The organism is Hoeflea sp. IMCC20628 (assembly GCF_001011155.1).
GTDB lineage: Bacteria > Pseudomonadota > Alphaproteobacteria > Rhizobiales > Rhizobiaceae > Hoeflea.
On record NZ_CP011479.1, the window covers coordinates 4,668,384 to 4,682,817 of the forward strand.

The following is a 14,434-nucleotide window of genomic DNA, read 5'->3' on the forward strand; positions in this document are numbered from 1 at the left end:
GTTCCGCCCTCAAGGGCGATTGTCTCACGTGCGGCTTTTGGCCGCCAGGGCCCGAACGGGCGGTTGATTACTTGGCGAGTGCCTTGGCCTGCTCGCGCCAATCGGAGATCTGGTCAGCGCTGAACGGCATGGCTTCGTCGATGGTGACGATGTCCTTGTCGCTCAACTTGGCGATCTGGGCAAATGTGGTGATGCCCTGCTCGTTGAGCTGACCGGCTGCGACCGGGCCGATGCCCTTGATCGTGGTCAGGTCATCGGACTTGCCCTTTGGCGCGGTGAACAGGGTTGCCGGCGCTGCGTCAGCCGATTTGGCTTCAGCCTTGGGTGCGGCTTCCTTCTTCGCGGCAGCCTTTTTCGATGGCTTGGCGCCACCGGTCAGGATGTCGATGATCTTGACGACCGTCTGATGCTGACGATGACCGCGCATGCGCTTGGAGTTCTGCCGGCGACGCTTCTTGAAGGCGATAACCTTGCGGGCGCGGCCCTGCTCGACAACTTCTGCAACAACCATGGCGCCTTCGACAAGCGGAGCGCCAACGGTTGCGCCGGCGCCTTCGCCGACCATGAGAATTTCGTTGAACTCGACGGTGTCGCCAGCGGCGCCCTCAAGCTTTTCGATCGTCAATACGTCATTGGCGGCGACGCGGTACTGCTTACCGCCGGTTTTAATGACTGCGAACATCTTTTGTCCTTTCGTGTTCGTCCGGCTCTCGCTTTTCAGCGGGCCGTCTTTTTGCCAGTCGGAACTGATCGGCCGGTCCGTTGCCGGAACAACCGGGTGAAGCCTGATGGAGTTCCAGTTATCTGGATTACCCAATCAAAGGCCAACGGCGCAGGAAGCCCCACGCCGCATTCGGTTCGCGAGATACGTGAGGCGGTGGCGTGAGTCAAGCCAAATTGGCTGTCAAACCCCGGTTTGAGAGGGAACAGGCAAACTTACCTCTTGTGCAAGCGGGCCACGCCGGTTATGGAGGCGACCGCGCACTGATACTGCGCCGACCAAAGACGCGGAGAGGTGGCTGAGTGGTCGAAAGTACCGCACTCGAAATGCGGCGTGGGGGCAACTCCACCGTGGGTTCGAATCCCACCCTCTCCGCCACATGGCTTTGTAGGTCATTGTTTTAAATGGCTATTTAGTAGAGCGAGAGCTCTAATCCCACATTTCGTACCACATTCATTTATGCATGGTGCGACATGTCGTTAGAGTCCGTTTTATGGCGTCTACGCGTTTGATGGCATCGTCCAGCCAGGCCGCTGTGGTAACTTGACCTCAGGTTTGTGAGCTACAAAGACCGTATTTCACTGTCAGACAATATGATTCTTCACCCACTCATCCGGCACATCACCTGGGTAACACAAAGAAAATTCCCCGGCAGCGGCGGAACTCATCATCCTGATGCATCAAAGACCCACCATGCACTGACTTTCAACATGGACCACTCAGGTGGGCCCGATTCGCAGTGTCCTTCACAATGCTTTTGCAGACTGATCAAGCGATTTTTCGACTCAGGCCGTTTAGTTGCATACGCTGAAATCTGATCCATGCAGCAATTCCCATGGCCGCGAGGGCTGTTCCGTCAGGTGAAAAACAAGTCTGACTTCTGTAGTTGCTGCAAGCCTGTGTTAACCACCGGGGAATGTTTCCGGCGATTTTGGCCCTAAAACGGCCAATCTGGAGTTTCTTAAGGAGAATAAACACTCGCTTCTGCGTTTGTAGGGAGATTGCACGCGAAGGATTAGTCCATGCAAGCCAGACTTGATGCCGCATTGTCGGCACTGCAGAATGACATACTTGAGGCGGTGGCCACAGGCGTGCCCTTTGCCGTGGTCGCGGATAGGCTGTGTCGTCGCGCCGAGGGGCTGGCCCCGGGTGCGTTTTGCACGATCGCTGGAATTGACGCGGAAGGGCTGATCCGTCCGGTCGCCGGGCCTGCTCTGCCCAAGTCCTATGGCGAAGCGCTCAATGGATGCTCCATCGGGCCTGCGGTCGGGTCCTGCGGCACCGCTGCCTATTTCGGCATCCCGGTTGAAGTTTCCGACATCGCCACGGACTACCGCTGGAAGGATTACCAGCATCTCGCCCTTCCGCTGGGGCTGAAGGCCTGCTGGTCCAGCCCGATCAAATCTCCAGGGGGGCGGGTGGTTGGCACATTTGCGTTCTACTATAGAGAGCCTCGCGGGCCGAACGACATGGAGCGGCAGCTCGTTGATACCTGCGTCCATCTCTGTTCCATCGCCATGGAGCGAGACGAGGTCAGCCGCCGTCTGCAACACCTTGCCTATCATGACCAGCTGACCGGTCTGTTCAACCGCTACGCATTTGATGAAACCATCACCCAGAACATGAATGAGCCGGCGCGCCGTTTCGGTTTGTTGCTGCTCGATATCGACAATCTGAAGCAGATCAATGACCGCATGGGCCATTCGGTTGGAGATGCCCTGATCTGCGAAGTCGGTCGACGGCTTGCCAGTTTGGGCAGCGGAATCAATGTTTATCGGCTGGGCGGCGACGAGTTCGCGGTTATTTGCCCCGAATGCAATGATGCCGGAAACATGGCCGAGCTCGCCGGCCGACTTCTGGGCCAGATGGACCTGCCTTACGAATGCGATGGCAACACCATCCTGTTGCAAGTCACCATCGGTGGCGTTCTCAGCAGCAGGGATGGTAGCAGCGCCGATATGCTGCGACAGAATGCCGATCTGGCTCTCTATCATGCCAAGCATACGGCCAGAGGCGGATATGTCCATTTTCACCCCGGTTTGCGCACCTCGATCCAGTGTCGCACCGAACAGATCGCGTTCCTGGACAAGGCGCTGGACGAGAACCGGGTCTTTGCCCATTTTCAGCCGATCATCTGCATGCAGCGCGCCAAAATCGTCGGGGTCGAATCCCTTGCCCGCATCCGCACCGATGAAGGCAAAATCATCAGCGCCGGCGCCTTTGCCATGGGACTGACCGATTCCAAGAATGCCTTTCGCCTGACCAGTTGCATGCTGGAACAGATTGCCAGCGCAATGCGCGGCTGGATCGATGAGGGACTGGAACTGCGCCATGTGGCGGTTAATCTGTCCACCATTGATTTCCAGCGCGGCAATCTCGAACAGCGTTTGTGTGCGGCTTTCGAGGCTCATAATGTGCCGCTGCACTACCTTCAGATTGAAGTCACCGAGAATGTGCTGATGGATGAGGAGGTGGCGAGCCAGGTTGCCCGTCTGCGTGCCAAGGGCATGCAGATAGCGCTTGACGATTTCGGCACCGGCTTTGCCTCACTCAGCCACCTCAAGGATTTCCCGCTCGACTATATCAAGATCGACAAGTCCTTCGTCGACAACTTGCTGACGGACACAGCCTGCAGCGCAATTGTCGAGGCGTTGATCAGCATGGCGCAGAAAATGCAGATCGGCATTGTTGCTGAGGGGGTCGAAACCCCCGAACAGGCTGCACGCTTGTTCGAAATCGGCTGTCCGCTGGCCCAGGGTTACCATTTTGCCCGCCCTGTCGATGGCGAGACTATCGCCACCTTGCTGCGGTCGTTTGATGGCAAGATCAGCACACCGGCGCTCGGCGCGGATCACATGCGCAATTCGGCCTGAGCGGCTTACTGGCAGAAGCCTGATGGTTTCGAGCTGGAACCGGCGTCCGGCGCTGCTTCCGTGAAATCAGACGACTCAGCGCAGCAATGTTTGGCGCGGTGTGTCTCTTTCTATTGGCTGTCAATTTCCGGGGTAGCAGCCGGGTGCCCATTCAGATCGGCGATCAGGGCTTCCATTTCGGCAATTTCGCGCTTCTGGGTCTCGATGATGCCGTCCGCCAGCTGGCGGACCCGCGGATCGGACAGGTTGGCGCGGGTGCTGGTCAGAATGGCGATGGAATGATGCGGGATCATGGCTTTCATCCAGGCTGTGTCGCCGACCGTATCCTGACTGCGCACCAGATAAAGCCCTGCCGCAAAGGCGATCACCGAGGCAGTGACAATCGCCATGTTGGCTTTGCGGTTGGTGTACATCGACAGCATGAATGCCAGCATGATGATCGCCATCACCCCGCCCATGTAAAGTGCCATCCACATCCGGGTCTGGCTGAACCAGATGTGACTGCTGTCCCAGGTGTTGAGGTACATCAGGGCGAACATCACCACGGTGGATGTCACGATCATTGCTATGAAGCGGGAATAGGCCATCTGGATCTCCGAATTGTTGCTGTTCCCGGGGTTAACGATCCTGCCGCGCTGGAAGGTTCCACAAATTGTCAAAAATATATCACTTGACCTTCCATTGACTGGAAGGATTACAGTCGTTCCAACTCAGCAAGGATTTGCGAAATGGAACACCAGACTCACAGCCATGACCATGGTCAATGTGCACATCATCACGACGCACCCACTGTCGACACCGACGCGCTTTTTCAGGCCGCCACCGTGCCGGTTGACGGCAAGGTGAAGGACCCGGTCTGCGGCATGGATGTTGCGCTCGACAAGGGCAAGCCCAGCCTCAGCTACAAGGGATCAGAGTTCCATTTCTGCTCGACCGGTTGCCATGACAAGTTCGAGCGCGATCCGTTTTTCTATCTGTCGGGCAACAAGGCGCGACAGAAGAAGGCGGAACCAAAGAACGCCATGTACACCTGCCCGATGGATCCTGAAATCGTCCAGGAAGGGCCGGGCACCTGCCCGATCTGCGGAATGGCGCTGGAGCCGATGGATGGCGTTGCCGATGGCCCGAACCACGAGTTGATCGATTTCACCCGGCGGCTCTGGGTCAGCGCCGGGGCGGCGATTCCGCTGCTGATTTTGACCATGGCGCCGATGCTCGGGCTGCCGATCCGGTTATGGCTTGGGGAGACGCTCACTCTCTATCTGGAATTCGTGCTGGCAACGCCTGTGGTGCTGTGGGCGGCACGGCCGTTTTTCCATCGTGGCTGGACCTCGATCAAGACCTGGAACCTCAACATGTGGACGCTGATTATGATCGGTGTCGGCGCTGCCTATCTGTATTCGACCATCGCCACGTTCCTTCCTGGCCTGTTTCCGGAGGGGCTGCAGATGCCCGGCGGCCACATGCCGGTCTATTTCGAGGCCGCGGTGGTGATCATCGCGCTGGTCTTTGTCGGCCAGGTGCTGGAACTCAGGGCTCGGGAACGAACCGGCGACGCCATTCGCGCGCTGTTGGATCTGGCGCCAAAGACTGCCCGGCGGATAACGCCGGAGGGCGACGAATATGATGCGCCGCTGGAAAATATCGTCGAGGGCGACCGGCTGCGGGTGAGGCCCGGTGAGGCGATCCCGGTGGACTCGATTGTCATCGAAGGCCACACGGCGGTGGATGAAAGCATGCTGACCGGCGAACCGCTGGCAGTTGAAAAGGGCGAGGGCGATGAGGTCACTGGCGGCACGCTCAACAAGAATGGCAGCCTGGTTGTCCGGGCAGCGCGGGTTGGCGACGAGACCAAGCTGGCGCGGATCGTTGCCATGGTGTCGTCGGCACAGCGGTCGCGCGCGCCGATCCAGGGGCTTGCTGACCGGGTTGCGTCATACTTTGTGCCGACAGTGGTGATTGTTGCCGTTCTTGCGTTCGTCACCTGGATGCTGATCGGGCCTGATCCGGCCTTCGTGTTTGCGATCGTCTCGGCGGTGTCGGTGCTGATCATCGCCTGCCCCTGTGCGCTGGGGCTGGCAACGCCGATGTCGATCATGACCGCGACGGGCCGTGGCGCTCAGGCCGGCGTGCTGATCAAGGATGCCGAGGCGCTCGAACGGATGGCCAAGGTCGATGTGCTGGTGGTCGACAAGACCGGCACGCTGACCGAAGGCAAGCCAGTGCTGACTGACGTTGTCAGCTTCGGGTCAATTGCAGAAAGCGACATGCTGGCGCTGGTGCGCGGTCTTGAGGCCGGTTCGGAGCACCCGCTGGCAGAAGCCATTGTTGACGGGATTGCCGAACGGGATATTGCGGCAGCACAGGTGTCCGATTTCGAATCTGTCACCGGCAAAGGCGTTGGCGGCAAGTCCGGCACGCAGCGGATTATGTTGGGCAACGCGGCAATGATGGATTTTGCTGGGGTCGATCATACTGAAGCCAACGACAAGGCCGATGCATTGCGCAGCCAGGGCAAGACGGCGATGTATGTGGCGATCGACGGCAAGTTGGCTGGCCTCGTGGCGGTCGCCGATCCGATCAAGCCGACGACAAAAGAGGCCATTGCGGCGCTGCATCGTGCCGGCCTGGCCATCATCATGGCGACAGGCGACAATGAGACGACAGCGCGGGCGGTTGCCGGTCAGCTGGGCATCGACGATGTCCGCGCTGGGGTGTTGCCGGAAGACAAGAAGGCGCTGGTCGATGAGTTGCACAAGGCCGGTCACAAGGTTGCGATGGCTGGAGACGGCGTCAATGACGCGCCGGCCCTTGCTGCGGCCGAAGTGGGCATCGCCATGGGAACCGGCGCCGATGTGGCGGTCGAAAGTGCGGGCATCACTTTGCTGCGAGGCGATCTTGGCGGCATCCTGCGGGCGCGCAAACTGTCAGAAGCGACGCTGCGCAACATCAAGCAGAACCTGTTCTTTGCCTTTGCCTACAACAGCGTAGGGATACCGATTGCCGCCGGACTGTTCTATCCGATCACCGGAACCCTGTTGTCGCCGATGATCGCGGCAGCAGCGATGAGCCTGTCCTCGGTGTCGGTGATCAGCAATGCCTTGCGGTTGCGACGGGTCAAACTTGATGCTTGACCTTCCATCAGGTGGAAGGCGTAGGGATGGCGCCATGAGGACACAGCGTTCCAATCCAGGAGGCAGGCAATGAATATCGGCGAAGCATCTGATGCGACCGGCCTGCCGGCCAAGACGATCCGGTATTATGAGGATATCAGCCTCATCAAGCCGGCGCGCGCCGCCAATGGTTACCGTGACTATGATGGCAAGGATGTGCATCGGCTGGCCTTCATTCAGCGCTCCCGAAGCCTCGGGTTTACCATCGATGAATGCCGCTCGCTGCTGTCGCTCTATGAGGACAAGGATCGCGCCAGTTCCGATGTGAAGGCGCTGGCGCTGGAGAAGATCACCGAGATTGACCGCAAGCTCAAGGAACTGAAGTCGCTGCGCAACACTCTCAAAGCCCTGGCGGATCATTGCCATGGCGATGATCGGCCGGATTGTCCGATTATTGATGAAATGGCCAAGGGAGTGGTGGCATGAACTGGCGGACCCTGGTTATTGCCGCCGTGGTGGTGGGGAGTGCGCTGTTTATCGGCCGCGCCCTTCTGGCGCCCACGCCAACTGCAACCGGCGAAGCGATGGCGAGCGTCGTCGTGCCCGATCTGTCGCCGGACGCGCAAGCGGGCGAAGTTCTGTTCAACCGCTCCTGTGCAACGTGTCACGGCGTCAATGCCGCAGGCCAGGATGGGGTCGCGCCGCCGCTGGTTCACAAGATCTACGAACCCAATCATCATGGCGACGCCGCATTCCATCTGGCTGCCAAAAACGGGGCGCGCGCCCATCACTGGCAATTTGGAGACATGCCGCCGGTGGAGGGGATCACGGATCCGGAGCTTGAGAAGGTCGTGGGTTATGTGCGCGAGCTCCAGCGCGCCAACGGAATAAACTGACGTTGTCCGGATGCACTGAAACAAAGACAGACATGACTTCACCGGCCTGTGATCGAACAGGTCATCATTGCTGCACAATTCTAGGCTTAGTCATTCGTAGATGAGTTTCTCGAACCGCCAAAGATCCCGTCACGGGCGCATGCTTCTGGTGTTGATGTTTGTTTTTACAAGCATCGTGCCGGGGTCTTTGCATGCTTTGGCCATGGCAGGGTCTCAGGCAGGCAGCGGCAGCGGACACCATGCAATGATGGGCCACATGTCTGGCGATCACCCCGCGGTCGCACACCATCAATCCCATGACGTGGCAGCTGATGTCGCGCAAGAACCTATCCCCGCGGATTCGGACACCGTCATAGACCGTTGCTGTCCCGCGACATGTTTTGTTGCCCTTTGCAGCTTTGATGTCGTGACTGCGGATCGCTTCGTTCCCGAGAGTTTCCAGCTCGAATCCACGGCTGAATTCATTGTCGTTGTCATGGCGTTGCCCGAGCGGCCGCCGCGAGCCTTAAGTGTGACCTGATCCGTCCAAGGGTCATCGACGCCGGAACTGACCGGCCATTCACACTCTCTATCGCAGTAGGACAATCATGTTTCGTTATCTCTTGGCGGCTGCCATGCCGCTGGCGCTCGCCGGCTGTACGGCGGCGAACAGGCCTGCCGACGTCTTTTCGGTCAATTCCCCGGTGGAATCAGACCTGGGTATTCGCAATACGCATCATCACACGGTCCTCAACGGATATACGCATCGCGTTCCGGTCGACCCGAAACCCTGGCGTCAGCAAAATGACGACCGGGCGCCCGGCGCGGGAGCCGGATCATGATCGCGCGGGGAGTGTTCAAAGCACGCCTTGTTCTGCCACTTGCAGCAATCGCTCTCTCGGGATGTGTAACCGATCAGGATCTTGCCGGATATTCGGCAAAAGACGCCGGGTTCGGGGTCGTTTCGGCCGCCGTTTCAATCGGCACCAAAGGCAAGGACACCATCTGGATTCAGAATCAGCAGCAGGCCAAGGCTGTTTCCGAGCGCGTCCAGGGTCTGGTTCACAAGAAAACCATAAATGCAGACACTGCGGTACAGGTGGCGCTGCTCAACAATCGCGGACTTCAGGCAGCCTATGCCGACATTGGCATGAATGCGGCTGAAGCCTGGCAGCAGGGCATGCTCGAAAATCCGACGGTCTCCATTGGCCTGCTCGGTATTGGCGCTCCGGAACTGGGCGCGTTCAGGGCCATCGAAGGCATGATCGCAACCAATATCCTGGCGCTGGCAACGCGCAAGGCGCGGGTCGATATCGCCGATACCCGTTTCAGGCAGGCACAGATGCGGGCGGTCGACGCAACGTTGAAGGTCGCCAATGACACGCGCCGGGCCTGGATCAATTCGGTCTCGGCGTTCGAGACTGTCGCCTATCTCAATCAGGCCAAGGTCGCTGCCGACGCGGCATCGGAACTGGCACAAAAACTGGGTGAAAGCGGCGCCATGGGCAAAGGCGGCCAGGCGCGTGAACACGCGTTTTATGCCGAGCTGACCGGACAAATGGCCGAAGCGCGGCTGGCGTCACGGCTGGCGAAAGAAGAGCTGACCCGGCTGATGGGCCTGTGGGGCAGCGAGGTCGATTACTTCGTCCCTGACCGCTTGCCGCGGCTTCCAAGTGGCGTCATCAAGCGCAACCGCATCGAGCAGGAAGCACTTGAAAACCGGGTCGATCTTCGCGTTGCGAAACTCGAACTGGAAGCTGTCGCCAAAAGCTATGGCCTGACCGAGGCCACGCGCTTTGTCACCGATCTGGAGATCATCTCCGGCGTTGAGGCCGAGCGGGAAATCGAGACTGAATACGAGATTGCCGGTGGCAATCTGGAGGAGACCAAAACCCGGAAAACGGTTGTTACTCCACAACTCGAACTGGAGTTCGTGATTCCGATCTTCGACAGCGGCAAAGCCCGTCTGCGCAAGGCCGAGCTCGCTTACATGCAGGCGGCCAATCAGCTTGCGGAAAAGGCCGTCAATATTCGGTCCGAGGCGCGTTCTGGCTACACAGCCTATAGCGCGACCCATGAGATCGCGCGGCACTACGTCAACGCCGTTGTGCCGCTGCGCACCACGATCGAGGCGGAATCCCTGCTGACTTATAACGGCATGATTTCCAACACTTTCGAGCTTCTCGCCGACACCCGCGCCAAGATTGGAACCCTGATGTTGGCGATCAACGCCAAGCGCGAGTTCTGGCTGGCCGATGTCAATCTGTCCGCTGCGATCTATGGCGGCGGAACCGGTGCGGGCAGCTCAGCTGCTGCACCATCCGTTGGCGATGCTGGCGGCGGCGGCCACTAACTTTCCGGAAAGGAAAAGACCATGATGAACAGACGTCAATTACTCGGCGCAAGCGCTGCCGGAGCGGCCCTTGTCTCCTCGACCGCCTGGTCGAAAACAACGAACATGGGTCTGCCCGATGCGGTGCTTATGGAAAGCCCGCTGACCCAGGCCCCGCTGATACCGTCCACCGGACCAGACTACAATCCGGTGGTGACACTCAACGGCTGGACCTTGCCGTTCCGGATGAACAACGGTGTCAAGGAATTCCATCTGGTGGCAGAGCCGGTGGAACGGGAACTTGCGGAAGGCATGACCGCCTATCTGTGGGGCTACAATGGCCAGTCCATCGGCCCGACCATCGAGGCCGTAGAAGGCGACCGGGTCCGGATCTATGTCACCAACAAGCTTCCGGAGCACACGACGGTGCATTGGCATGGGCTGATCCTTCCGTCCGGTATGGATGGCGTGGGAGGTCTCTCGCAACCCCACATCCCTTCCGGAAAAACCTTCATCTACGAGTTCGATCTGGTGAAGTCGGGGACCTTCATGTACCACCCGCACGCCGACGAGATGGTGCAGATGGCGATGGGCATGATGGGCTTCTTCATCGTCCATCCGAAGGATCCTTCCTTCATGCCGGTCGATCGTGATTTCCTGATCATGCTCAACGCCTTCGATATCGATCCCGGCTCCTACGTGCCGAAGATCATGACGATGAACGACTTCAATCTGTGGACATGGAACAGCCGGATTTTTCCAGACATCGATCCGCTGGTGGTGTCGAAGAACGATCGCGTCCGGGTCCGCGTCGGCAACCTGACCATGACCAACCACCCGATCCACATGCATGGCTACGATTTCGAGGTAACCGGCACCGATGGCGGCTGGGTCCGGCCCGAAGCACGTTGGCCGGAAGTGTCGATCGACATTCCGGTGGGCGCGATGCGGGCCTATGAATTTGATGCCAAGTATCTGGGCGACTGGGCCATCCATTGCCACAAGTCCCATCACACCATGAACGCCATGGGACATGACGTGCCGACTTTCATCGGTGTCGACAAATCGAAACTCACCAGGAAGATCCGGACCGTGCAGCCTGAATACATGCCGATGGGAACCGCCGGCATGGCCGACATGGCGGAAATGTCGATGGAACTGCCCGACAACACCATTCCGATGATGGCCGGATGGGGCCCCTACGGACCGCTGGAAATGGGCGGCATGTTCTCGGTCGTCAAGGTCCGCGAGGGCATCTCGGCTGGCGATTACAGCGATCCCGGCTGGTACGAAAACCCTCCCGGAACCCAGGCCTATGAGTGGACCGGCGAATTGCCGGAATTCGCCAAGGCGACAGACGCAGCCACAACAATCACGCCAGCGCCGGTGAAAGCCGGCAGCAATGGCTAACCCCTTCGATCCGAAGTGTTCACGAAAGGAACAATACCCATGAAAACTCTCCTGATTGCATCCGCGTCATTCCTGGCGATGACAGCACTGGCTGGTGCCAGTGGAACCCATTCCAGCGGTCATGACAGCATGATGGCCATCGGCAACCCCGGCAAGGCATCCGAAGTCAGCCGAACAATCGAAGTGACCATGAAGGAAACCGACGACGGCGAAATGATCTTCGAACCCAAGGAAATCAACGTCGAGAAGGGCGAGACCATCCGCTTCATGGTGATGAACAGGGGCGAACTGGAGCATGAGTTCGTGCTCGATGATCATGACGGCGTGATGGAGCACAAGGGGCTGATGGAGCGGATGCCCGAGATGGAGCATGACGATCCCAATTCCGTGCGTCTCGATCCGGGCATGGATGGCGAAGTCATCTGGAGCTTCGCGAATGCGGGACCGTTCGAATTCGCATGCCTGATCCCCGGCCACTACGATTCCGGCATGAAAGGCATGCTCACTGTTACCGGCCATTAAACCGATCAAGCCAATCTCAAGACCGACAGAGGTAATCCAATGCGCAAAATCGCAACTCTCGCCCTTGCTTCGATGATCGCCATGACTGGCGTCACTGCGGCCTTCGCAACCGAATACACCAAAGGCGTCGTCAAGAAAGTCGACATGAAGGCTGGCAAGGTGACCATCATCCATGAGGAACTGGCCAATCTCGAAATGCCGGCCATGACCATGGTGTTTCGCACCGTCGACCCGGCCATGCTGGAGCGGATGAAGCCAGGAGACAATGTTGAGTTCATCGCCGACCGGGTGAAGGGCAAACTGACCGTTACAGAATTAAAGCCGTAGCCGAACCAATTTTGCGGCACCAGGTGTGGCGGGATGAGCAATCGTCCCGCCACAGGTCTTTTGTGCGTTCCTCTCAGGCAGATCCGCGATGGGCGGTTGCGTGTGAGTGGGGACAGGCTAAAACAGACCTCCGGCGCCAACAACGGCGTCAATCCTGTTGAGGTCTGCTCATGCCGCGCTTCGCCGCCAACCTGTCGATGATGTTTACCGAGCACGCGTTTGCGGATCGCTTCCAGGCCGCCGCCGATGCCGGGTTCAGCGCGGTGGAATTCCTGTTTCCCTATGATCATCCGGCCGAGACCATTGCCAGATGGTGTGAGGCGGCACAGGTCGAGCAGGTGCTGTTCAACCTGAAGCCGGGCGATATGGAAGCCGGAGATCGTGGACTGGCCGCCCTGCCGGAGCGAAAGGCCGAGTTCCGCCAATCCGTCCAGACAGCGCTCGACTATGCAAGCGTCATCGGGACGCGGCGTCTGCACATGATGGCCGGCCTTGCTGATGCGGGCGATCCGCTGCAGCGCGCGGCCTATATCGACAGCATGGCCTTTGCCGCCGATGCGGCCGCGGAGCATGGCATCTGCATCCTGATCGAACCGATCAACCGGCGTGACATGCCGGGTTATTTCCTCAATGATTTCGGGCTTGCCGCAGATCTGCTCACCGAGCTTGATCATCCCAATGCCTGGCTGCAATTTGACATCTATCACCGCCAGATCATGCATGGCGACGTGCTCAAGGGGCTTGAACAGCTGATGCCGATGATCGGTCATGTGCAGATTGCCTCGGTGTCCGACCGGCATGAACCCGGATCGGGCGAGCTTGATGATTTCCGGGTCTTCGAGGCGCTGGATGATCTGGGCTACCAGGGCTTTGTCGGCTGCGAATACAGGCCCGAAGCCGAAACACTTGACGGGCTTGGCTGGATCCGGCGGACCCGCGCCACCTGATCCGGGGCTCGCCTTCGATCAGCCCTGTGGCCGATCGGCGTGCCGCATCAGGCCGGAGAAGACCAGCGGCAGGATGACAAACACCGGCAAGGCCATGTAGATCAGCGCGAAGCCGGTGTGCTCGGCGATGAAGCCGATGACCGAGGGCGCGAACAGAATGCCCGAATAGCCCATGAAGGTGACCACCGAGATTGCCAGTCCCTGCGGAAGGCCGGGCAGGTTGCCGGCGGCCGAGAAGGCGATCGGTACGGTGTTGGCAAATCCGAGGCCGGCGAGCGCAAAGCCGAAAATCGCGGCTTCCGCCGAAGGTGCTGCCCCGGCAAGACCGAGGCCGACCATGGCAAGGATGGCCGAGACCCGAAATGTGGTGACCGCGCCGAACCTGTCGCGCACAAAATCCCCGAGAAACCGCATCAGCGCCATGGCGGCCGAAAATGCTCCGAAGGCCAGTCCTGACAGGGCAGGGCTGGCGCCCAGTTCCTGCCGCAGATACAGCGCGCCCCAATCGAGGATGGCGCCTTCCGGTGTCATCATGATCAGGCAGATGATGCCGGTCAGCCACACGGTTGCGCCGGCAGCCAGCAGGCCAGGCCGCTTGGAAGGTTGTCCATGGATATGCGCCTCCTGCGGGTGCGGCGGATCGGCGAGGGCTCTGGGCCAGGCCAGAGCCACACCCACTAGAACCAGCGCGGAGGCGGCGAGCGCGTGAATGTGCTCCCCGTAGCCGGCAATCAACAATCCGCCAAGCCCGGCGCCGGCGACGCCGCCCAGGCTCCAGAAGCCATGACAGGAGGACATGATGGCGCGGCCCTGGCGTTTTTCCACCTCCACCGCATTGGCATTCATGGCGACATCCATGCCGCCGATGACGCCGCCAAATACAAACAGTGCAATCGCCGCGACCCATATCGACGGCGCAATGGTCACGAACGGCAGGCAGGCAATCGTCGCTGCCGCCAATGCCAGCATCACACGGCGAGACCCCCGTCCTGCAATCAGCGCTCCGACAGCCGGCATGGCACAGAGCGAGCCGATGCCGAAACACATGATCATCAATCCGAGATCACTCTCATCGAGGTTCAGCCGCAGTGCAAATTCGGGAATTTTCGGCGCCCAGCTTCCCACCAGGAAGCCATTGACGAGGAACATCAGGGAGACGGCAAAGCGCTGAGGGGAGAGGAGCGGCGCAGCAGCAAGGGTGGACGTGGACATGGTTTTTCCGTACTAAATCGATTTAAACGCCTTAACCTAATTCCCGGTAGAGGTAAATTAGGCCTGTGATCACACTCAGAGTGACGATGTGACACACCGTGA

The 14,434-nt window shown here is 59.3% G+C and carries 14 protein-coding genes and 1 tRNA gene; 12 read left to right on the forward strand and 3 right to left on the reverse strand.

Annotation, left to right across the window (positions count from 1 at the left end):
* Positions 1–67: 67 nt before the first annotated feature.
* Positions 68–682 carry a 50S ribosomal protein L21 gene (locus IMCC20628_RS21920; protein WP_047031971.1) on the reverse strand — a complete coding sequence of 205 codons (615 nt, stop codon included), beginning with the start codon at positions 680–682 and terminating at the stop codon, positions 68–70.
* A gap of 327 nt (positions 683–1,009) precedes the next feature.
* Here IMCC20628_RS21920 and IMCC20628_RS21925 point away from each other — a divergent pair.
* Both IMCC20628_RS21925 and IMCC20628_RS21930 read left to right on the forward strand, forming a co-directional pair.
* Positions 1,010–1,099 (forward strand) — tRNA-Ser (locus tag IMCC20628_RS21925).
* A gap of 644 nt (positions 1,100–1,743) precedes the next feature.
* Positions 1,744–3,594: an EAL domain-containing protein gene (locus IMCC20628_RS21930; RefSeq protein WP_047031972.1), complete on the forward strand. Its 1,851-nt coding sequence runs from the start codon at positions 1,744–1,746 to the stop codon at positions 3,592–3,594.
* A 110-nt stretch (positions 3,595–3,704) separates the two neighbouring features.
* Here IMCC20628_RS21930 and IMCC20628_RS21935 read toward each other — a convergent pair whose 3' ends face one another.
* Complete coding sequence (locus tag IMCC20628_RS21935) at positions 3,705–4,181, reverse strand: DUF305 domain-containing protein (protein ID WP_047031973.1); 477 nt, start codon at positions 4,179–4,181, stop codon at positions 3,705–3,707.
* A 141-nt stretch (positions 4,182–4,322) separates the two neighbouring features.
* Between IMCC20628_RS21935 and IMCC20628_RS21940 the strand changes: the two genes are divergently transcribed.
* The 10 genes from IMCC20628_RS21940 to otnI all read left to right on the forward strand — a co-directional run bounded on the left by IMCC20628_RS21940 (position 4,323) and on the right by otnI (position 13,120).
* Positions 4,323–6,728, forward strand: coding sequence for a heavy metal translocating P-type ATPase (locus IMCC20628_RS21940; protein ID WP_082128275.1), 2,406 nt, complete (start codon positions 4,323–4,325; stop codon positions 6,726–6,728).
* Between the two features lie 69 nt (positions 6,729–6,797).
* The gene (cueR, locus tag IMCC20628_RS21945; protein ID WP_047031974.1) at positions 6,798–7,193 is read left to right on the forward strand and encodes a Cu(I)-responsive transcriptional regulator; all 396 of its coding nucleotides are present in this window, start codon (positions 6,798–6,800) and stop codon (positions 7,191–7,193) included.
* Positions 7,190–7,603, forward strand: a complete 414-nt coding sequence (locus IMCC20628_RS21950) for a cytochrome c (protein WP_047031975.1) — start codon at positions 7,190–7,192, stop codon at positions 7,601–7,603. Before cueR ends, IMCC20628_RS21950 begins: the two co-directional genes overlap by 4 nt.
* Positions 7,604–7,742: 139 nt before the next feature.
* Positions 7,743–8,123 carry a hypothetical protein gene (locus tag IMCC20628_RS25495; protein WP_047031976.1) on the forward strand — a complete coding sequence of 127 codons (381 nt, stop codon included), beginning with the start codon at positions 7,743–7,745 and terminating at the stop codon, positions 8,121–8,123.
* Positions 8,124–8,190: 67 nt separating this feature from the next.
* Positions 8,191–8,424: a hypothetical protein gene (locus tag IMCC20628_RS21960; protein ID WP_047031977.1), complete on the forward strand. Its 234-nt coding sequence runs from the start codon at positions 8,191–8,193 to the stop codon at positions 8,422–8,424.
* Complete coding sequence (locus tag IMCC20628_RS21965) at positions 8,421–9,935, forward strand: TolC family protein (RefSeq protein WP_047031978.1); 1,515 nt, start codon at positions 8,421–8,423, stop codon at positions 9,933–9,935. The genes IMCC20628_RS21960 and IMCC20628_RS21965 overlap by 4 nt, the downstream gene beginning before the upstream one ends.
* A 21-nt stretch (positions 9,936–9,956) precedes the next feature.
* Positions 9,957–11,324 carry a copper oxidase gene (locus IMCC20628_RS21970; RefSeq protein ID WP_047031979.1) on the forward strand — a complete coding sequence of 456 codons (1,368 nt, stop codon included), beginning with the start codon at positions 9,957–9,959 and terminating at the stop codon, positions 11,322–11,324.
* A 39-nt stretch (positions 11,325–11,363) separates the two neighbouring features.
* Complete coding sequence (locus IMCC20628_RS25500) at positions 11,364–11,846, forward strand: cupredoxin family protein (protein ID WP_047031980.1); 483 nt, start codon at positions 11,364–11,366, stop codon at positions 11,844–11,846.
* Between the two features lie 39 nt (positions 11,847–11,885).
* Positions 11,886–12,173, forward strand: a complete 288-nt coding sequence (locus tag IMCC20628_RS25505; protein ID WP_047031981.1) for a copper-binding protein — start codon at positions 11,886–11,888, stop codon at positions 12,171–12,173.
* Between the two features lie 170 nt (positions 12,174–12,343).
* Positions 12,344–13,120 (forward strand): 2-oxo-tetronate isomerase, encoded by a 777-nt coding sequence (otnI, locus tag IMCC20628_RS21985; protein WP_047031982.1) that lies wholly within the window; start codon positions 12,344–12,346, stop codon positions 13,118–13,120.
* An 18-nt stretch (positions 13,121–13,138) separates the two neighbouring features.
* Here the strand turns inward: otnI and IMCC20628_RS21990 are convergent, their stop codons facing one another.
* Entirely contained in the window at positions 13,139–14,332 is a 1,194-nt protein-coding gene (locus IMCC20628_RS21990) for an MFS transporter (RefSeq protein ID WP_047031983.1), read from the reverse strand.
* Positions 14,333–14,434 lie beyond the last annotated feature (102 nt).

Bases quoted from the DNA above. Each gene is read 5' to 3' on its own strand.
- IMCC20628_RS21940 (WP_082128275.1), top strand. From the start codon at position 4,323: ATGGAACACCAGACTCACAGCCATGACCATGGTCAATGTGCACATCAT.
- IMCC20628_RS21970 (WP_047031979.1), top strand. From the start codon at position 9,957: ATGATGAACAGACGTCAATTACTCGGCGCAAGCGCTGCCGGAGCGGCC.
- IMCC20628_RS25500 (WP_047031980.1), top strand. From the start codon at position 11,364: ATGAAAACTCTCCTGATTGCATCCGCGTCATTCCTGGCGATGACAGCA.
- IMCC20628_RS21920 (WP_047031971.1), bottom strand. From the start codon at position 682: ATGTTCGCAGTCATTAAAACCGGCGGTAAGCAGTACCGCGTCGCCGCC.
- IMCC20628_RS25495 (WP_047031976.1), top strand. From the start codon at position 7,743: ATGCTTCTGGTGTTGATGTTTGTTTTTACAAGCATCGTGCCGGGGTCT.
- IMCC20628_RS25505 (WP_047031981.1), top strand. From the start codon at position 11,886: ATGCGCAAAATCGCAACTCTCGCCCTTGCTTCGATGATCGCCATGACT.
- IMCC20628_RS21960 (WP_047031977.1), top strand. From the start codon at position 8,191: ATGTTTCGTTATCTCTTGGCGGCTGCCATGCCGCTGGCGCTCGCCGGC.
- IMCC20628_RS21935 (WP_047031973.1), bottom strand. From the start codon at position 4,181: ATGGCCTATTCCCGCTTCATAGCAATGATCGTGACATCCACCGTGGTG.
- IMCC20628_RS21950 (WP_047031975.1), top strand. From the start codon at position 7,190: ATGAACTGGCGGACCCTGGTTATTGCCGCCGTGGTGGTGGGGAGTGCG.
- IMCC20628_RS21990 (WP_047031983.1), bottom strand. From the start codon at position 14,332: ATGTCCACGTCCACCCTTGCTGCTGCGCCGCTCCTCTCCCCTCAGCGC.
- otnI (WP_047031982.1), top strand. From the start codon at position 12,344: ATGCCGCGCTTCGCCGCCAACCTGTCGATGATGTTTACCGAGCACGCG.
- IMCC20628_RS21930 (WP_047031972.1), top strand. From the start codon at position 1,744: ATGCAAGCCAGACTTGATGCCGCATTGTCGGCACTGCAGAATGACATA.
- cueR (WP_047031974.1), top strand. From the start codon at position 6,798: ATGAATATCGGCGAAGCATCTGATGCGACCGGCCTGCCGGCCAAGACG.
- IMCC20628_RS21965 (WP_047031978.1), top strand. From the start codon at position 8,421: ATGATCGCGCGGGGAGTGTTCAAAGCACGCCTTGTTCTGCCACTTGCA.